General features: G+C 67.6%; 13 protein-coding genes. 7 read left to right on the forward strand and 6 right to left on the reverse strand.

Annotated elements, in window-relative coordinates:
- The first annotated feature begins 81 nt into the window (after positions 1 to 81).
- The 5 genes from IM660_RS01980 to IM660_RS02000 are packed head-to-tail and all read left to right on the forward strand — an operon-like array spanning position 82 to position 5,783.
- A complete protein-coding gene (locus IM660_RS01980; RefSeq protein ID WP_193499175.1) occupies positions 82 to 1,740 on the forward strand; it encodes a glycoside hydrolase family 13 protein in 1,659 nt (552 codons plus the stop codon).
- The gene (locus IM660_RS01985) at positions 1,737 to 3,233 is read left to right on the forward strand and encodes a sulfatase family protein (RefSeq protein ID WP_193497774.1); all 1,497 of its coding nucleotides are present in this window, start codon (positions 1,737 to 1,739) and stop codon (positions 3,231 to 3,233) included. Before IM660_RS01980 ends, IM660_RS01985 begins: the two co-directional genes overlap by 4 nt.
- 58 nt (positions 3,234 to 3,291) lie before the next feature.
- Positions 3,292 to 5,094 (forward strand): sulfatase, encoded by a 1,803-nt coding sequence (locus tag IM660_RS01990; RefSeq protein WP_210769057.1) that lies wholly within the window; start codon positions 3,292 to 3,294, stop codon positions 5,092 to 5,094.
- A gap of 48 nt (positions 5,095 to 5,142) precedes the next feature.
- Positions 5,143 to 5,397, forward strand: coding sequence for a type II toxin-antitoxin system Phd/YefM family antitoxin (locus IM660_RS01995; RefSeq protein WP_193497775.1), 255 nt, complete (start codon positions 5,143 to 5,145; stop codon positions 5,395 to 5,397).
- Complete coding sequence (locus IM660_RS02000) at positions 5,394 to 5,783, forward strand: type II toxin-antitoxin system VapC family toxin (RefSeq protein ID WP_193497776.1); 390 nt, start codon at positions 5,394 to 5,396, stop codon at positions 5,781 to 5,783. Before IM660_RS01995 ends, IM660_RS02000 begins: the two co-directional genes overlap by 4 nt.
- On the opposite strand, the gene IM660_RS02005 is transcribed toward IM660_RS02000, so the two are convergent.
- The 5 genes from IM660_RS02005 to IM660_RS02025 are packed head-to-tail and all read right to left on the reverse strand — an operon-like array spanning position 5,775 to position 12,854.
- Positions 5,775 to 6,008: a HepT-like ribonuclease domain-containing protein gene (locus IM660_RS02005; protein WP_193497777.1), complete on the reverse strand. Its 234-nt coding sequence runs from the start codon at positions 6,006 to 6,008 to the stop codon at positions 5,775 to 5,777. The two genes, IM660_RS02000 and IM660_RS02005, sit on opposite strands and share 9 nt — an antisense overlap.
- Positions 6,009 to 6,035: 27 nt before the next feature.
- The gene (locus IM660_RS02010) at positions 6,036 to 8,357 is read right to left on the reverse strand and encodes a glycoside hydrolase family 78 protein (protein WP_193497778.1); all 2,322 of its coding nucleotides are present in this window, start codon (positions 8,355 to 8,357) and stop codon (positions 6,036 to 6,038) included.
- Positions 8,354 to 10,696: an ABC transporter ATP-binding protein gene (locus IM660_RS02015; RefSeq protein WP_210769058.1), complete on the reverse strand. Its 2,343-nt coding sequence runs from the start codon at positions 10,694 to 10,696 to the stop codon at positions 8,354 to 8,356. The genes IM660_RS02010 and IM660_RS02015 overlap by 4 nt, the downstream gene beginning before the upstream one ends.
- 11 nt (positions 10,697 to 10,707) lie before the next feature.
- The gene (locus IM660_RS02020) at positions 10,708 to 11,904 is read right to left on the reverse strand and encodes an ABC transporter permease (RefSeq protein ID WP_193497780.1); all 1,197 of its coding nucleotides are present in this window, start codon (positions 11,902 to 11,904) and stop codon (positions 10,708 to 10,710) included.
- Positions 11,901 to 12,854 carry an ABC transporter permease gene (locus IM660_RS02025; RefSeq protein ID WP_193497781.1) on the reverse strand — a complete coding sequence of 318 codons (954 nt, stop codon included), beginning with the start codon at positions 12,852 to 12,854 and terminating at the stop codon, positions 11,901 to 11,903. Before IM660_RS02025 ends, IM660_RS02020 begins: the two co-directional genes overlap by 4 nt.
- Positions 12,855 to 13,227: 373 nt before the next feature.
- On the opposite strand from IM660_RS02025, the gene IM660_RS02030 reads away from it, so the two are divergent.
- Both IM660_RS02030 and IM660_RS02035 read left to right on the forward strand, forming a co-directional pair.
- Positions 13,228 to 15,210: an ABC transporter substrate-binding protein gene (locus tag IM660_RS02030; protein ID WP_193497782.1), complete on the forward strand. Its 1,983-nt coding sequence runs from the start codon at positions 13,228 to 13,230 to the stop codon at positions 15,208 to 15,210.
- A 225-nt stretch (positions 15,211 to 15,435) separates the two neighbouring features.
- Positions 15,436 to 17,559, forward strand: a complete 2,124-nt coding sequence (locus tag IM660_RS02035; protein WP_193497783.1) for a glycosyl hydrolase family 28-related protein — start codon at positions 15,436 to 15,438, stop codon at positions 17,557 to 17,559.
- 63 nt (positions 17,560 to 17,622) lie between these two features.
- Here the strand turns inward: IM660_RS02035 and IM660_RS19720 are convergent, their stop codons facing one another.
- Positions 17,623 to 19,407, reverse strand: coding sequence for a glycosyl hydrolase family 28-related protein (locus IM660_RS19720; RefSeq protein ID WP_210769059.1), 1,785 nt, complete (start codon positions 19,405 to 19,407; stop codon positions 17,623 to 17,625).
- Positions 19,408 to 19,459: the final 52 nt, after the last annotated feature.

Here is a 19,459-nt window from a genome sequence, read left to right on the forward strand (position 1 = left end):
AGGGACACGTAAGGTCAAAATGAAACGTATAAATTTGTGGAACGGAGCCAGACGGTGACAGACGCCGAGGGACTCGAGGGCGTGTCTCGTCCACGACCAGGTGGCACAGTGCTCAGCGGCGACGCCGACTGGTGGCGCCAGGCCGTCGTCTACCAGATCTACCCCCGCTCCTTTGCCGACTCCAACGGCGACGGCATCGGCGACCTGCCCGGGATCACCAGCCGCGTGCCCTACCTGCGTGACCTCGGAGTTGACGCCGTCTGGTTGAGCCCGTTCTACCCCTCGGCGCTCGCCGACGGCGGCTACGACGTGGACGACTACCGGAACGTTGACCCCCGCTTCGGCACTCTCTACGACTTCGACACCATGCTCGCCGCGCTCACCGAGGCCGGAATCAAGCTCATCATCGACATCGTGCCCAACCACACCTCGAACCGGCACGAGTGGTTCCAGGCAGCTCTGGCGGCCCCGAAGGGGTCGCCAGAGCGCGACAAGTACCTCTTCCGGGACGGCACTGGTCCCGACGGCGAGGAGCCGCCGTCCGATTGGACCAGCGCCTTCGGCGGCTCCGCATGGGAGCGCGTGGAGGACGGTCAGTGGTATCTGCACCGCTTCGCGGTGGAGCAGCCCGATCTGAACTGGGACAACCGTGAGGTCCGGGAGGACTTCCTGCAGACGTTGCGATTCTGGTCCGACCGTGGGGTGGCGGGTTTCCGGGTGGACGTGGCGCACATGACCGCCAAGCGGTTGCCGGACGAGTTGCCCACGATGGAGCAGTTGCGAGCGATGCCCTTCGACGGCAACCACCCCACCCTGGACCGGGACGAGGTGCACGAGATCTACGCCGAGTGGCGTGAGGTATTCAACTCCTACGACCCACCGCGCACCGCCGTGGCCGAAGCCTGGGTGCCGGCACACCGGCGAGCTCGCTATGCCAGTGCTGAGGGTCTGGGCCAGGCATTCAACTTCGATCTGCTGCAGGCCCCGTTCGAGGCCGATGCGTTCCGTGACGTGATCGCCCGCAACCTCGACCTCGCCGTACAGAGCGGTTCCTCCACCACCTGGGTGCTCTCCAACCACGATCTGGTGCGGCATGCCACCCGCTACGGGCTGCCGCACGACCCGGAGGAGTTCAAGCAGGGCCGGACGTGGCTGCTCAGCCGTGGGACCGAGCCGGTGCTGGAGGCCGACCGGGGGCTGCGCCGCGCGCGCGCCGCGACGATGCTCGAGTTGGCCCTGCCCGGATCGGCCTACGTGTATCAGGGTGAGGAGCTCGGGCTGCATGAGGTGGCGGACATTCCCGACGACGCCCGGCAGGATCCAACGTTCGCTCGCAAGCCGGGCCGTGACGTCGGCCGTGACGGCGTCCGGGTGCCGCTGCCGTGGACCGCAACGGGGGAGTCCTATGGGTTTGGTCCCGGTGCTGCGCATCTGCCGCAACCGGAGTGGTTCGCCGAGGTGGCCGCCTCCGGCCAGTCCGACGATCCGACCTCGACCTTGTCCTTGTACCGCGAGGCCATTGCGACGCGGCACCGGTTGCAGTGCGAGGAGCAACTGGAGTGGGTGGACACCGGACACGAGGACGTCCTCGCCTTCTCCCGCCCGAACGGCTGGACCTGCGTGACCAACTTCAGCGCCAAGCCCGTAGATCTGCCTGCCGGGCACGTGCTGCTCGCCAGCGCTGAACTCGACGCCGAGGGACGCCTACCTGCGGAGACGACGGTGTGGTTGCAGCGATGAGTGCGGACCACCCCGACCTCGACCCGACCCGCCGACCGGAGCCCGCACCCGTGACGACACCGAATGTTCTGCTCCTGCACTGCCACGACCTCGGTCGCTACCTCGGTTCCTATGGGATCGACACGGTGCAGACCCCGCACCTGGATGCGTTGGCAGCTGACGGCGTCCGGTTCGATCAGGCCTTCTGCACGGCCCCGCAGTGCAGCCCCTCGAGGGCGTCGCTGTTCACCGGGCGCTACCCGCACGCGGCCGGCGTGAACGGGCTCACCCACGCTCAGTTCGCGTGGGACCTGAACGACGACGAACGCCACCTGGCCCTGGAGCTGCAGGAGGCGGGGTATGCCACCTCGTTGCTGGGCGTGCAGCACGAGTCCCGCGGCAACGGCTCCACCGAGGCGATGGCCGCACGGCTGGGTTTCGACCGGCTGGTGTTGGATCGGGAGATCGGCCACCCCTGCAAGGCCGAGGACGTGGCCACCCATGCGCGGGACGAGATCACGCGGTTCGCTGCGGGGGATCGGCCCTTCTACCTGCAGGTGGGCTTCGTCGAACCGCACCGGCTCCCCGGGTTCAGCCGCTCCGAGCCTGGGTATATGGGCTTCATCAGCGACTACATGGAGCCCGACGACGAGCGCGGCGTCACGATCCCGCCTTACATCGCCGACGAGGGTGAGAGCACCCGGGACGAGCTGGCCGAACTGCAGGGCGCGATCCGTTACCTCGATGCCCAGGTGGGCTGCGTCTTCGCGGCCCTCGAGGAGACGGGGCAGGCCGAGAACACGCTCGTCATCTTCACCACCGACCACGGAGTCGCACTGCCGCGGGCGAAGTGCGCACTCTACGATCCCGGGCTGGAGGTCGCCTGGGTCATGCGCTGCCCGGCCTTGGGCTGGACGGGCGGGATGCGCGTTGATGAGATGGTCTCCAACATCGACCTGTTCCCGACCGTGCTCGAGGTTGCAGGCGTCCGTCCGCGGAACGAGATCCACGGCCGCAGCCTCCGGCCCTTGCTGGACCGGACCGATGCTGCCTCAGGAGCCGATGCTGCTGGACCCGGCGGACGAGGCACGCTGGCGGTAGAGCGCCATCCTGGCCGCTCACACATCTTCGGTGAAATGACCTATCACGACTACTACGATCCCCGCCGGTGCGTGCGCAGCAGGAGCCACAAGCTGATCGCGAACTTCACCGCGGCGCCGGAGTTCATGGACTCCTCCCAGTCGTGGCGGCCACGGACGATGCCGACCACGCCGGTGCGCGCCTACCACCCGCCCATCGAGCTGTACGACCTGCGCACTGATCCGCATGAGACCCAGAACGTGGCCGACGAGGCTGGATACGCCGAGATTCGCGCTGAACTGCTCCGCGAGCTGTATACCTGGATGCGGGAGACTGGCGATCCGCTGCTCGGTGGGGCTGTGACGAGCCCGTTGCATGAGCTATCGGTGTCGCTGCTTGCCGCAGCCGGGGAACCGGTCGCCAGCTCTGGCTGAGAGCCCGGGAGCGGATCCGGTGCCGAACGCCCCATGCTGCGGGGACTGACGGAAGGGTATGAGTGTGCGCGCGATCGTGGTGATGTACGACAGTCTGAACCGGGAGTACCTGACTCCCTATGCGCCATGTGGGATCGAGACTCCCAACTTCGAACGGTTGGCCGCCCGGTCGGTGCGCTTCGACACGTGTTATGTGGGGTCGATGCCGTGCATGCCGGCCCGCCGGGAGATGCACACCGGGCGGTACAACTTCCTGCACCGTGGGTGGGGGCCGTTGGAGCCGTTCGACGATTCGGTGCCGCGGATGCTGGGGCAGGCCGGGGTCACCACACATCTGGCCACCGATCACATGCACTACTGGGAGGACGGTGGGGCCACGTATCACACCCGGTATGGCACGTCCTCGCTGATCCGTGGTCAGCAGGGGGATCCGTGGAAGGGGCGGGTGGCTGACCCGGACGTGGGTGCAGAGCTGCGGATCCACCGCAACGGCACGTGGCGCCAGGATCAGATCAACCGCTCCTACATCAACGGCCTGGCCGAGTATCCGCAGACCTTGACCTTCGACGCCGGGTTGGAGTTCATCTCCGACAACGCCGACGAGCAGGGCTGGTTCGTGCAGATCGAGACCTTCGACCCGCACGAGCCGTTCGACGCGGCGGAGGAGTTCCGCTCCCGGTACGGGGGTCGTTCACCGGAGATGGCGCACTACGACTGGCCCGAGTACCAGGCCGTGCTCGAGGACGATGACGTCGCTGAGCAGGTGCGCGGCCACTACTCGGCCCTGGTCTCCCAGTGCGATGCCTCGTTGGGGCGCGTGCTCGATGCCATGGACGCCCACAACCTGTGGGAGGACACGATGCTGATCGTGTGCACCGACCACGGGTTCCTCCTCGGCGAGCACGACCGGTGGGGCAAGGGGATGCCGTGGTTCGAGGAGACCGCGCACACCCCGTTGTTCGTCTGGGATCCGGTCGCCGGGGCGGCCGGAACCAGCACCGATGCGCTGGTACAGACCATCGATATCGGGCCCACACTGCTCGATCACTTCGGTGTGGCCCCGACGCCGCGGATGCAGGGCCGCTCATTGCGGGAGACCGTCCGCTCCTCGGCTCCCGTGCGCGAGTACGGACTGTTCGGCTCCTTCGGCGGGCACGTCAATATCACCGACGGCCGGTACGTCTATATGCGCGCCAGCACAGAACGTGCGAACGAGCCGCTGGTCGAGCACACGCTGATGCCCACTCGCATGCGCGGCTACTTCGCCGGCGACACCCTCGCCGAGGCCGAGCTCGTCGACCCGCTGCCGTTCACCCAGGGGATGCCCGTGCTGCGCACCCCCGGCGCCAAGGGGCATAACCCGGGGGCGTACGGCACACTCCTGTTCGATCTGGCCTCCGACCCAGCCCAGCGGCACCCGCTCGTGGACGACGAGATCGAGACCCGGATGACCCAGGCCCTGGTCGAAGCAATGACCGCCAACGATGCCCCGTCCAGCCAGTTCCAACGCCTCGGCCTGCCCGAGAACGGCTCGGTGAGTGCTGGGCACCTGCTGTGCCGTAGCCAGCATGCCCAGGCATTGGCCGCCCAGCGGGCCTATGACGACGTCCCCTCGCCAGAGTCCTTCCCCTCCGGTCGCGTCGGGGTCACCTCGACCCTGCGGGAGATCCTCGACCACCCGAAAGCAGCAGTCGTGCTGCGCCGCCACATCGGCGACGTCCCGATCGGCCCCTTCGCACCAGTCGCCGAAGCCACCACCCTCTACCGCGCCGCGCCCGTGCTCTTCGGACCGCTGCCGTGGGAGAAGTTGGGTGCGCTCGCGGGTGAACTGGCGCAGGTCAGCGCGAACGTTTCGACGTGAGTTCGTGGGCCGCCAGGTGCAATGTGCTACGGGTGCTACAATTGGCTGATGGAGTCGACCGTCAGTCATCGTGACCTCCGCAACAACAGCGGTGCAGTGCTGCACGCTGTGGAGACTGGGGAGTCCTACACGGTCACCAATCACGGTAAGCCGGTTGCGCGACTGGTGCCCGTGGAAGAGTCCGCTCCGGATCTTCCCCTGCACCGGCCTGCCGCGATCCGTGGCGGGTTCGGTTCGCTCCCCCGTCGCCGTGTGGCTATGTCCAGCGCGGAGGTGCTGGATGATCTGCGTGGCGACCGTTGAACCGGTACTACCTCGACACGTCCGCTGCCGCGAAGTTCCTGGTCGACGAAGCGGAGAGCGTCCGTCTCGCACAGTGGGCTGACTCTCCGGACGTTGCTCTGGTGGCGACTCATCTACTGGAGACCGAACTGCGCCGTTTCGCTGTTCGATTCGACCTCGCACAGGTCAATGTGACGGCGATCCTCGCACGTGTCGAGATCTACAACCTGGCTCCAAGCGTGTACCGCGAAGCCGGGTTGCTACCCGGAACCACGCTCCGTTCGCTCGATGCCCTTCACCTGGCGGCGTCTATCCGTCTCGACGTGGCTGCGCTCGTCACCTACGACGTGCGACTGAGTGAAGCTGCTGCGGATGTGGGGCTTCGTGTGCACGCTCCGTCAGCCTGACGGTGCCCAGCCCCTGCATCCCAGCAGTTCCTCGATCCGCGCCGCCACCTGCGGGATGTTCCGCACCAGGATGCTCCAGACGATCTCCGAGTCGACGACGTCGTAGCCGTGGGCGACCAGGTTGCGGGCATCCTTGGCGCGGCATAGCTCCAGCTCGGGGTGTGATTCGGCGAGGTCTGATCGGCCGTCACAGGGGGATCGCCTCGGCGAGGATGTCGATGTCACTGGCCGGTGTGGACAGTGCCCGCGCCATCAGAGGCTGAAGGGTGTCCGGAGGTGGTGGGTGCCGGGTCCGAGCGTCGTCGCCTCTGCTCCAGGTAGGTCCACGACGGCGCTCGTGCCCTGGGGGACGGTGGCCTCCAGGATCAGGTGGTCACCCTCGAGGCGCCAGGCGGAGCGCACCAGACCGTGCGGGGTGAGTAGGCTGGCCTCGGCCCAGGTCAGGTTGCCACCCGGCCGCGGGGCGATGCGGACGCGGGAGTAGCCGGGTTCAGCAGGGCTGATGCCGGCGACCACGGTGTGCAGCCAGTGGGCGACGGCCCCGAGGGCGTAATGGTTGAAGCTGGTCATGTTCCCCGGGTTGATGGACCCGTCGGGGAGCATGGAGTTCCAGCGCTCCCATATCGTGGTGGCGCCCATGGTCACCGGGTAGAGCCATGAGGGGCATTCGCGTTCGAGCAGCAGCCGGTAGGCGGCGTCGAGGTGGCCGGTGCTGGACAGTGCCGAGGTCACGTAGGGGGTGCCGGCGAAGCCGGTGGACACCCGGTAGCCGGACTCTGCCACCAGATCGGCGAGTCGTTCACCGGCGTGGTGGCGCTGCTGGTCGTCGAGGAGTCCGAACTCGATCGCGAGGGCGTAGACGGTGGCGCAGTCGCTGACGATCCGGCCGCCGGGGTGCACGTAGTGCGTGTGGAAGGCTGCGCGCAGGCGATCGGCGAGGGCGCGGAACCGGGTCTCGTCGGCGCCGTGGCCCAGGACCGCCGCAGACTGCGCCTGGAGGTCCGCGCTGCGGTAGGCGCACGCGGTGGCCACCACCCCCCGGTCGGCCTTGGCCCGGTCGGGTTGGTTCGGTGGGGCGTCAGGGTCGAGCCAGTCGGCGAACTGCCAGCCGGTGTCCCATAGGCCGGTGGGGGAGAGGCTGCGTTCGATGGCCTCCACATGGGCGGTCATCGAGGAGTACTGGGCCTGCAGGATCGCGGAGTCGCCGTGGGCCTGGTAGAGCGCCCAGGGCACCCAGACGGCGGCGTCGCTCCAGATGGCGGTGATCGCCCCGCCTTTGGACGGTTCCTTGAACTGGTGGTCGGGTCCGATCGCGATCACATCGGGCACCATGAACGGCACCCGCCCGCCCTGCGCCTGCTGCTCAGCGGCAAGATCGGCCAACCAGTCGGCGAGGAAGTCCTGGGTGTCGTAGAGGTAGGCGGCGGTGGGCGCGAAGACGGCGATGTCACCGGTCCAGCCGAGGCGTTCGTCGCGTTGCGGGCAGTCCAGGGGCACGTCGAGGAAGTTGCCGCGCAGGCTCCACAGCAGGTTCTCGTGCAGCCGATTGAGGTCCGGGTCGGAGCAGGAGAAGTGTCCGGTGCGCTTCAGGTCCGAGCCGACGACCACGGCACCGACGGCGTCCGCGATCTCCGCCAGTTCCCCGGGCCATCCGGTGATCTCGGCGTAGCGGAAGCCGTGGAAGGTGAAGGTCGGTTCGAAGACGTCCTGAGCGCCGGAGGTGATGTAGCGGTCGGTGGCTTCGGCGGTGCGCAGCGGGCGGGTGCCGAGCTCACCGTGCTCGAGGACTTCGGCGTGGCGCACGGTGATCTCGGTGCCGGCGGGTGCACTGACCTCGAGCCGGAGCCAGCCGACGAGGTTCTGCCCGAAGTCGAGCAGCGTCTTGCCGGTGGGGGAGGTCCAGATCTGCACTGGGCGGATGGTCTCGTGCCGGACCACGGGTGGTCCGATGGGGGCGGTGAGGGTGGTGGGGTCGAAGGCGACCTCGTGCACGCCTGCCCAGGTGGTGTCGTCGAAGCCGGTGGTGTTCCAGCCGGGTTGGTGGCGGCGGGCGTCGATCGTCTGCCCGTCGTAGAGGTCGTCGGCCAGGGTGGCCGACGGTGCAGCTCGCCAAGTCTCGTCGGTCACGATGGTCTGGACGTTCCCGTCGGCGAAGGTGACGTCGAGGCGGGCCATGAACGCCAGCTCGTCGCCGTAGAGCGCGCGCCCGCCGGCGAAGCCCAGCCGGCCACGGTGCCACCCGTTGCCCAGGGTCGCTCCGATGGCCACGCAAGGGCCGCCGTCGTCGTGGTCGTTGTTGTGCTGGTGGAGCAGGTGCGTGAGATCCCAGGTGCGCCAGCGTAGGCGCCACTGGTAGCTCGACCATCCCGGGGTCAGGACGTCCGGACCCACCGGGTGGCCGTTGACGAACGCCTCGAACACGCCCAGTCCGGTTGCGGTCAGGGTGGCCGAGGTGACCCGGCCATGGCCGGTATCCAGGGCTCGCTCGGTCCGCAGCAGCGGTGCGCCCTCGACATCCCGGGCGGGCCCGATCATCCGGGCGCCCTCGAGCGGCGGGTGAGGCGTCGCTGTCATGTCTGGTCCCTGTCGGTCGAGGCGATTCCGCGGCCCGGGCTGACCGGGTAGTGGCAGGCGGTGTGGTGGCCGGGAGCGAGGAGGTCGAGTACGGGCTGCTCGGTGTCGCAGCGCTGGTCGCGGCGGTGGGGGCAGCGGGTGTGGAAGCGGCAGCCGGCCGGTGGGTTCGTCGGGTCCGGGAGCTCGTCGTTGAGGGCGATCCTGCGCTGGTCGCGCCGGTGGGGGTCGGGCACTGGCACGGCGGAGAGGAGGGCCTCCGTGTAGGGGTGGCGGGGGCTGGTGAACAGTTCGCGTGTGGGGGCGTGCTCGACGACCTTGCCGAGGTACATGACGGCGACGCGGTCGCAGAGGTGCTCGACCACGGACAGGTCGTGGGAGATGAACAGGTAGGTGAGGTTGTACTCGTCCTGGAGGTCGGCGAGCAGGTTCAGGATCTGCGCCCGCACCGACACATCCAGGGCGGAGACGGCTTCGTCGGCCACGACCAGGCGGGGCCGGGTGATCAGGGCGCGGGCGATGTTGACGCGCTGGCGTTCCCCGCCGGAGAAGGCGTGGGGGTAGCGGCTCATGTGGTCCGGGCGTAGTCCGACGCGGCGCAGCATCTCGGCGACTTGGTCGCGGACGCTGTTCTCGGAGTTGTGGCCGAGCCGGGCGAGGGGTTCGCCGATGATCTGCAGCAGTGTTTTGCGGGGGTTGACCGAGGTGAAGGGGTCTTGGAAGATCATCCGGATGTCGCCGCGGTAGGGGCGCAGCGCCTTGTTGTCCAGGCTGGTCAGGTCCACGTCCCGGCTATCGCGGCCGCGGTAGGAGATGGTGCCGCCGGTAGGGTCGAGGGCGCGCACGATGGTGCGCCCGAGGGTGGTCTTGCCGCAGCCGGACTCCCCGACGAGGCCGAGGGTCTGGCCGGGGTGGATGGTCAGGTCGACGCCGTCGACGGCGTGCACGGTGCCGGTGGTGCGGCCGAAGAACCCGGACTTGATGGGGAAGTGCACCTGTAGATCGCGGATCGACATGATCGGCTCGAGGGTGCCGGGTTCGTCGGCGCCTTGCTGGATAGCGCTACGTTCGTCGTCACCGTAGTCTCGGGCGTCCGTCGTGGTGGACACCGATCGTGTCGCCACCCCGGCCACCCCGGCCACCCCGGCCACCCCGGCCACCCCGGCCACCCCGGCCACCCCGGCCACCCCGGCCACCCCGGCCACGCCGGTCGTCGCTGGCGTCTCAGCTGCTGCGTCGGCGATCTCGTCCTGCACCACCTGCGGGGGTAGGTCGTCGATGTCGGGGTCGCGCAGGTGGCAACGCACCAGCTGGCCGGTTTCGAGGGTGAGTGGGCGTGGTGCGGTGACATCGCACAGTCCGGGCATCGCGAACTGGCAGCGGGTGTGGAAGGGGCATCCGGAGGGCCGGTTGCTCGGTTGGGGCACGATGCCAGAGATCGCCGGCAGGCGGGTGTGCCGGTCGGCGGGCTGGTCGCCGATCGCGGGGATGGATTCCAGCAGCGCCTGGGTGTAGGGGTGCTGGGGGCGGTCGAAGATGTCGGTGACTGTGCCGCGTTCGGCGACGGTGCCCAGGTACATCACGGCGACGTCGTCGGCGATCTCGGCCACCACACCCAGGTCGTGGGTGATGAACAGCATCGACATCCCGGTCTCGGCTTGGAGGGAGGCGAGCAGGTCGAGGATGCGGGCCTGGGTGGTCACGTCCAGGGCGGTGGTGGGTTCATCGGCGATCAGCAGGGCCGGGTCGTTGGCCAGGGCGATCGCGATCATCGCCCGCTGGTTCATCCCGCCGGAGAGCTGGAAGGGGTAGGCATCGAACCTCGTGTGTGGGCTGGGGATCCCGACCCGGGCCAGGTGCTCGATCGCCTGCACTTTCGCCTCAGCCTTGCTGATGGGCTGGTGAAGGCGGATCGCGCGGGCGAGCTGGGCGCCGATGGTGTACATCGGGGACAGCGAGGCGCCCGGCTCCTGGAATACGAACCCGATGTCGCCGCCGCGGATCTTCCGGATCTGGGGACCGGTCGGGTCCATGGCTGCCAGGTCGACCGGGTCCCTACCGGGCTCGGGGGCGAACCAGACGTGCCCGCCCTCGATGCGCCCGGGGGGCTGGACCAGTCCGGCGATCGAGCGTGCGGTGATCGACTTGCCACACCCGGACTCCCCGACCACGCAGGTGGTGCGGCCGCGGGGGACGTCGAAGCTGACGCCGTCGGCGGCCTTGATGATCACGTCGTCGGTGTGGAAGTAGGTGCGCAGGTCCTCGACCGTCAGCACGGTGTCGTGCCCGGCCGCGGTCAGGAGAGCGTCGTCGTTGGTGGTGCTCATGGCATGGGAGGTCATGTCTGGTCCCGTCATGATCGGTAGGGGTCGGCGCTGTCGCGTAGGCCGTCGCCGAGGAAGTTCAGAGCGAGCACGGCTGAGATGACCGCTGCGCCGGGCAGGAGGAGCCAGGGTGCGGAGGCGATCACGCGCAGGTTCTGTGCTTCTTGGAGCAGCACTCCCCAGGAGACCGTGGGTGGTTGCAGTCCGAGCCCGAGGAAGGACAGGGCGGTCTCGGCGAGGATCATCGCCGGGATCGACAACGTCAGGGTGGCGATCAGGTGGGAGGTGAACGAGGGCAGCATGTGGGAGAAGATGATGGCTGGCTGCCGGGCGCCGTCGAGCTTGGCGGCGGTGACGAAGTCCTCCTCTCGCAGGGACAGGAAGCGCCCGCGCACCTCGCGGGCCAGACCCGTCCAGCCCACGAACGAGAGCACCACGGTGATCGCGAGGTAGCGGGTGACCGGCCCCCAGTCGCGGGGGATGGCGGCGGCCAGGCCGAGCCACAGAGGCAGCGTGGGGATGGACATGAACAGCTCGATGACGCGTTGGATGATCGTGTCGATGCGGCCGCCGAAGTAGCCGGAGGCACCGCCCAGGGAGATGCCGAGCACAAACGCCAGCGCCACCCCGACCAGGCCCACGCTCATGGAGATCCGGGTGCCGTGGATGATCAGTGAGAGTACGTCGTGCCCGAGCCGGTCCGCGCCCCACAAGTACATCGGGTGCTCAGTGCCCGGGTCAGCCGGGCCGAGCAGGTGGATGTTCGTGGAGAACAGGCCCCAGAACTCATACTCCGACCCCTGCGCGAACAGCTCGACCGGGACTTTCTGGGTCTCGTCCACCGTGTAGGTCAGGGCCAGGGTCTCCGGATCCTGCTCCACGGCGTACCCGTAGTAGTGCAACCCCCAGTCCCAGGAACCGCCACTGGTATCGACCAGGTGCAACGAGGTGGGCGGGGCATAGGTGTGCTCGGCCGAGAGGTCGGTGGTGGTGTACGGGGCGAGGAAGCCGGCGAGGACGGCGATCACGTACAGCAGGCCGGTCACGATCAGGCCGGCCATCGCCAGCTTGTGCTTGCGGAAGCGCCGCCAGATCAGCGACCACTGCGACGCGGTCGCTTGCCTGGGGTTCTTGCGGGCGCGGCCGACCCGTTGCCCGGTGGGTGTCCCGCCGGGCTCGCCCTGGGAATCGATCCCCGGCGTCACAGTCGTGGTGTGTTCACTCATGCGGCACCTCCCACGGTGCGTAGCCGGACTCTCGGGTCCGCCCAGGCCAGGGCCAGGTCCGAGATCAACGTGCCGATCACCGTCAGTACCGCGGTGATGAGAATGATCGAGCCGGCCAAGTACATGTCCTGACTACGCAGGGCGCCCAGCAGCAGTGGTCCGATCGTGTTCAGGTTCGCCACCTGCGCCACGATCACCTCACCACCGATGATCCCCGGCAGCAGCCACCCGATCGTGGAGATGAACGGGTTGAGGGCCACCCGCAGCGGATACCGCAACAGCAGCGGCCCCTCGGACATCCCCTGAGCCCGGGCAGCGATCACATACGGTTTACGTAGCTCGTCCAGCAGATTCGCCCGCAGGATCCGGATCAACCCCGCCGTCCCCGCGGTTCCCAGCACCACGATCGCGATCAAGAAGGTGGGCAGATTGTTCTTACCCACGCTCAACCCGAACGTGGAGAACGCGAACCACATCATGATCAGCGCCAGCAGGAAGTTCGGGGTGGCCAGACCCAGGAACCCGATCGTGGTCACCACATAGTCACCCGGGGAGTACTGCTTCAACGCCGAATACACCCCGATCGGCAACGCCACAGCCCACGTGAACAACAGCGTGGAGATGGACAGGATCGCCGTCAGCGGCAACCGGTCCGCCAGCAGCCCGGAGACGTTGGTCGCGTAGTCGAAGGAATACCCGAAGTCACCGTGGAGCAGGATCCCCGAGATCCATTTCCAGTACTGCACCCAGACCGGATCCCCGAGGCCGAACCGCTCCCGCAACGCCGCCAGTTGAGCGGTGTCCACCGCCTGTCCCTCAGCCTCCAGCCGCGCCACGTACGACGTCGCGTAGTCACCCGGCGGCAGCTGGATGATCACGAAGGACGCCACCGAGATCAACAGCAGCGTCGGCACCATGTACAGCAGCCGGCGCCCCAGAAACCTCAGCATGTTCCGCCCCGCCCCGCCCCGTCCCGTTCGCGCGCACCACACGGCTGCGATGACATCGACATTGATCCTCCCAGAGGGCAGCACCGCCAGATCGGCGGCCGTGATTGAATCGTATCAGTTACATCTTGACATGCCGAACAAGAACGAGCAACGATGGGTCGCGTGACCCAGGGTCCGCAGACCACGAGATCGCCGTGATCGGCTCCAGATCTGCGCAGTTCCTTCATCGAACTCGCCGCTGAGTCTGGTTGCCAGGTATTGAAACGTCTCATAGGCTGGGTGTCTACGGCACCGGACCTGACCGGTCCGGAAGTACCCGAGACGAACGCCGGAGCCGGCGTCGTCCCCGTCGAGAGCAAAGAGGCCAGGAACGATGGAACAGACCACAGTGGGCGGTTTCCCACGGCGCAGCTTTCTCGCGCTGGGAGGCGGTGCGTTGGCCACCACCTTCCTTGTGAGCGGGTGCGACATGCTGGAGGAAGAGGGCGGCACCGGTGGGGAGAGCCCCACCACGGCCAAGGGGCCCGAGGCTCCGGAGCTGGCGGCCAGGGTCGAGGCCGGTGAGCTGCCTCCGGTGGAGGAACGGCTCCCCAGTACGCCGCTGACGATCGAGCCGGTCGACCGCATCGGGAACTACGGTGGCGCCTGGCGCACCGCCTTTATCCGGGACGCGATCCCGACGGCGTGGGCCGAGTTCACGATCGGCTGCGAGTTCCTCGTCCGGTTCTCCCCGAACACCACGGACATGACGGCCGCCGGTGTCGAGGCGAACGTTGCCGAGTCCTTCGAGTTCAACGACGAAGGCACGGAGTTCACCTTCCACCTACGCGAGGGCCTCAAGTGGTCCGACGGTGAACCCTTCACTGCGGACGACATCATGTTCTGGTACGAGGATCTCTTCAGCAACGCCGAGCTCACCCCGGCCCCGTCCGCCTGGCTGACCGCAGGCGGTGAGCCCCTGGTGGTGGAGAAGACCGACGAGCTGACCGTGGTGTTCCGCTTCGTCGAGCCCAACGGACTGTTCCTGCCGAACATGGCACGGATCGGGGACATGATCACCCGCGCCCCCAAACATTACCTGCAGCAGTTCCACGCCGACCATGCCGAGGACATCGACGCTGCGGTCGCCGAGGCCGGTCTGAGCACCTGGGTGGAACTCTTCGAGTCCAAGGGAGGGGTCTTCGGGACCCGTTTCAACAACCCCGAGCTCCCGACGCTGTCGGCCTGGGTGCTCGACGCGGGAGTCAACGAGGACGTCACCGAGATCGTCGCCCATCGCAATCCCTACTATCACAAGGTCGACCCCGAGGGCAGTCAGCTGCCCTACCTGGACACGGTCCACTACGCCGTGGTGGCCGAGGCCGACACGCTCGTGCTGAACGCTATGAACGGCGAGGTCGACTTCCACTACCCGAACATCTCCGACCCGGCGAATAAGCCGGTCTTCGCCGAGAACCGGGAGTCGGGCGGGTACGACTTCATCAACACCACGCGCGCGCAGTCGACCTTCCCGACCATCCAGCTGAACCTCGCGCACAGCGATCCGGTGAAGCGGGAGATCTTCAACAACAAGGACTTCCGCATCGGCCTCTCCTACGCGATCAATCGCCAGGAGATCATCGGCGCGGTGTTCGCCCGCCAGGGGGAGCCGTACCAGGTGGCCCCCCGGCCGTCGTCGGAGTTCTACGACGAGGAGATGGCCACCCAGTACACGGAGTTCGATCTGGACCTTGCTAACCAGCACCTGGACAGCGCCGGGTACACCGAGCGCAACGGTGCCGGGCTGCGCCTCGGACCGGACGGCAACGCGATCTCCTTCGATGTCGAGGTCCCCACCACCAGCAGCCCGATGATCGACAGCCTGCAGTTCGTCAAGGAGAGCTGGGCCGAGGTCGGCATTGAGATGACGATCAAGAGCGAGGACCACTCGCTCTTCATCGAGCGGCAGGGCGGCAATCAGCACGATGCCGCGGTCTTCCAGTCCCAGGGCGGCCTGAACGCGATCATCGACCCGAGCGGGTACTTCCCGTTCAACCAGAACTCCCGCTGGGCGATCCCGTGGATGACCTGGTACAACTCGGGCGGCGCGAACGGCGAGGAGCCCCCGGAGGCGCCGAAGCGGCAGATGGAGCTCTACGACGAGCTGCTCGCCACCGCGGACCCGGAGGCCCAGAAGGACCGGATGCGTGAGATCCTCCAGATCGCCAAGGAGGAGTTCTACACGATCGGCATCAGCCTCTGGGCCGATGGCTACGGGATCGTCAAGAACGACTTCCACAACGTGCCGGACGGCATCGTGGTCGGCGCCTACCCGAACCCGGTCGGCACCAACCCCTGCCAGTACTTCAAGGACTGACACAAGCGTCCTGTTCCGCCCGGGTGACTGCCGTGCCGGCAGCCACCCGGCGGTAGGGCCCACCACCACTGGCCCCCTGACTGCCCTGCCCACCTGACTGCCCTGGGCGACGCCGCCCGAGGGTGCGCTCCGTCATGCCCACGCGGCGAGCCGCGGAGCGATGCACGGCCGCGTTCACGTGGCGAAGCACGGACCCGCGGGTCCGCCAACTGAGGAGAGAGATCAATGGAGATGGACTCGACCATGCTTGGACGCCGGAAGATGTTCGGCGTCGCCAGTGCGGCCGCCCTGGCGACGGCGGCGACCGTGGCGACGGCATCCGGAGCCTCGGCCAACCCGGGCAATCCCGTCGCAACCGGTGGCCATGTCGTCGACACCGCCGTGGACGACCGGGCCGGGATCAAGGCCCTCGACCACGGCACCACCACCGTGGTCTACCTGACCGAGCCCGGCAGGGAGGGCACCTTCGTATGGCGGGACGGCGACTACTCCGCTCACGTCGCCGCCGACCCGCGGGAGGGTGTCTACATCGCCTCCAGCTCGACCCCGTCCAGCACCGGCGCCTGGGTGCGCGTGCACGGTGACCGGTTGAACATCCGCTGGTTCGGGGCCGCGGGGGATGGGGTCGCCGATGATTCCCCAGCCGTCCAGGGCGCGTTCGACCTCGTGAAGCTCCTGGTGGGAGAGGGGGTCTTCACCGGTCTCGTGGTGTACGTCCCCACCGGGCTCTACCGGATGATGAGCCGGGCCGTGCTGGACTTCGACAACCGGCCGGTGGACGGTGTGCCCGGTATCAACCTCGTCGGTGACGGTCCGGTGGCCTCGTACCTGGTGGCCGACGAGTCCAACGCCGACGGCCTGATCCAGCTGTCGTCCAACTTCAACGCCGAGGTCTGGCAGGTCTCCAGCCTCAGCCTGCTCTCGGCTCTGCCTGCCGATGCCGCGACGAACAACGGCATCGCCCTCGAGGTCAGCTCCGCCCTGAGCCCGGGCGAACCGGGCTTCGGGTCCCACCGGCGTCGTTCGGTTCGCATCGAGAACCTCTACATCGGCGGCTACGCCGAGGGCCTGCGCGACCTCGCCTTCGACGGCAACTTCGAGAAGGGTATCTACCTCGCGAACAAGTGGTGGCCCTACGTCACAGACGTTTACATCAATGGCGACGGTACGAGGAACGTCTTCAACAACCTCTTCGGTGCCCAGCAGCCCGATCCCGGCGACATCCCGGAGAACCCGCTCAACTACGAGCTCACCGGCCGGTCCCATGCGATCCACTTCAAGGACTGCTATAGCCCCATCGTCACCGAGTCCTACATCAACGGTTTCTACCGGTTCGGGATCAAGATCGAGGGACATGACGAGAGCGTCGCCCCCAACGACTTCGAGGACTTCCGGGTGGCCGACTGCTTCATCGTCGGCGTGGACGTCGGTTGCGAAGTCTGGCACAGCGACGAGCAGGAGGTGCGCGGCCTCTACGAGCCCGGCGGTGCGATCACCACCTGCCACATCAACGCCCACACCTACGGTGTCCGGCTGCGCTTCCATCGTGAGGTGATCGTCAGCAACGTCTACTTCTACACCCCGCGCGGGCGTGGCCTGGCGAACTACAGCGGCAACCCCTCCGCGCTGTTCCTGGACGGGGCCGACGACATCACCGTCGTCGGGTGCCAGTTCCTCGAACCGGGCTTCTACTTCGACGACGACAACGCGACGTGCGGGATCCGGACGGCTGGGCGCGTCACGGCCAACGTGGTGGCGTGCACGTTCACTCATGGCGGTATCGGCATCCGCACCGACGGTGTCCCGGAGGGCTGCGTGACAGTCAGTTCCTCCCAGTTCGTCGGCGCCAACCCGGAAGAGGTGTGGGCACCGTTCACGCCGAGCGTGGACAACGCCGGGATCCTCGCCGAGGCCTACGTCGAGCGCAAGGGCGGCATCGTGGCCGGTGCCCAGCACGTGGTGCGCTCCTCCGCGACCGGGGCAGGGAGCCCGGTCCGCTCCATCCTGCGCAGCACCCGGCCCGACTTCGCCGAGACCACCAACGCCGTGCTGGGCGACTGGCAGGTGCAGGGCCCGAACTCCACCGGCAGCGAGGTGACGGCGTCGGTGATCCGCACCCGGATGCTCGACAACGCCGCGGGTGCCGAACGCAGTGGCGTGGACGTCTTCGCCCTCGTCGGCGGCGATCAGCCGGAGCGGGTCGGCGCCTTCACAGCGACGGCGGAGGATGCCCAGACGAGTCTCCTGCTCGGGATCCAGGTTGACGGCTCGCTGCGGGTGCAGCGGGTGCAGGTGGGGGAGCCCGACACCGCCGGCACCGGATACCGCTCGCTTCGCGTGCCGAACTGATCCGCCCGGATCAGTCCAGGCCCGGTCCGGGTGGGTGCAGCACACCCGCCCGGACCGCCGGCATCAGCCGTCGACCACCTCGACGGCGAACGCCGTGCTCGGGCTGGCATCGACCTCGAGCGGCCCACCGCTGGTGTGCCGCACGCTGACGGTGAGGACGTCACCCCCGGTCACCGGGATCACCGGGGTGGCCAGGCAGGTGACGTTCTGGACATCCACCGGTACTCCCGCGACGCCGTTGTACTCGCTGATCAGGCCGCCGATCACCGGGTCGCCGTTCTTGAACAGCTGCACCTGCCGCCAGCCCACACCACTCTTGGCCCACGCGATGCTCGCGTTGAGGCGCACGAACCGCACGCCGGCACCGGTCGGCACCACGAACTCGCCGGGCTCGGCGCCCTCGCGGAAGCCGCCGGTGTCGTATTCGGCAGAGTCCCAGGAGACGGAGGTCCACGTGGAGTTCTCGATCGTCTGCGCCGCCGACTTGCTCGCGAGAGCGCCGCGATGATGGTCCGAGGCGAAGGCCACCGAGCCGCTGTGATCGTCTATCATCGGCGAGATCAGATCGATCCCGGTGAACGGATCGCTACCGGTGTCGAACGAGTTGCCCTCGACCGCCACTCCGGTCACCCCCTCGGCCACCGAGATCCCCGTGCCTGGGAACGTGAAGAAGTTGTTCTTCACGAGCATGTTCGCCGTCGCTCCCGTGGCAGGGTTGTCACCCGCTTCGAAAACGATCGCCGTACGGTTCTTGTTGAACGGCTGATGGAACATATTGTGGGAGATCAGCCCCACCCAGCCATTCTCGATCAGAATATCGACATACTCCGGGGCGGTGTCTGGATTGTACGTATCGCCCGGATGCGAATTGTAGAAGAGGGAGTTCGTCACGCTGAACTGCATCCGGCGAATTCGAGCACCCACGTCGCGGGCATTGATGTGGCAGCGGTCGATGGCGAGGGCGGGTTCGAGGCCGGGCGCGGTGCGGACGTCGATACCGACCCGGACGCCGACGGCGAAGCAGTTGTAGAACGTGCCGTCCTCGGGCTTCATCCCCTCCCCCTCGGGGACGATCTGGAAGCCCGTTGCCGCGGACCAGGCGTAGCAGTTCTGCAGCATCGGCGAGTACGAGCCATCCATGTGAAAGGCGCATGTGGCCGCATATCGTGGCGAGTTGTCCGCGGTGCTGCGGTTCCCGATGCCGCGGAAGATCACGTCCGAGAAGAACGGGTAGCCCTGGTTGATCGACTGGATCCCGTAGTCGAAGTAGTCCTCGCGGCCTGTTCCCCGCATCTCGAAGTTGAGCGCGGTCAGCGTGCGCGTGGACAGGCCACCGCGCGGGCGTTCGACGTAGATGGCCGTGCCCGCACCGGGCAGGTCCGCCCAGAACGAGATGTTGGCGATGGTGATGTGGGAGGCCCGGCCGGTGATGAGTTGCAGGACGCCGTCGGTGTTGTCGGCGTGGAGGTTCGAGACCCCCTGCCCGTCACCCAGGATGGAGATCTGGATGTTCTTCTGCTCATTCGTGTTCCAGTCGTAGGTGACGCGGCTGGCGAGGCGGTAGTCGCCGGCCGGCACGTAGAGCGTGCCCGCCCCTGCCGCCACGATCTCGTCGAGAACCTGCTGGAAGGCGGCGCTGTCGTCTTCCAGGCCATCTCCAACTGCACCGTAGTTCCGCACATCGAAACGAGTGGTGCTTGCGGACGTCGTGGCCGTGTCCGCGTGCGCAGGTGTTGCCGCAGCGACAGTCATGGCCGCGACGGCTGCACTCCCCAGACCCAGTGTGGACAGGAATCGACCCCGGCTGACGTGCACGGTGTCATCGGCTGTTTCGCGGGTGGACGTCATCGTCTCCTCATCTCGATGTCGTTCCTTGGACACTGCGATCGTCCATCTTCAG

It is taken from the genome of Ruania alkalisoli (genome assembly GCF_014960965.1).
GTDB classification, from domain to species: domain Bacteria; phylum Actinomycetota; class Actinomycetes; order Actinomycetales; family Beutenbergiaceae; genus Ruania; species Ruania alkalisoli.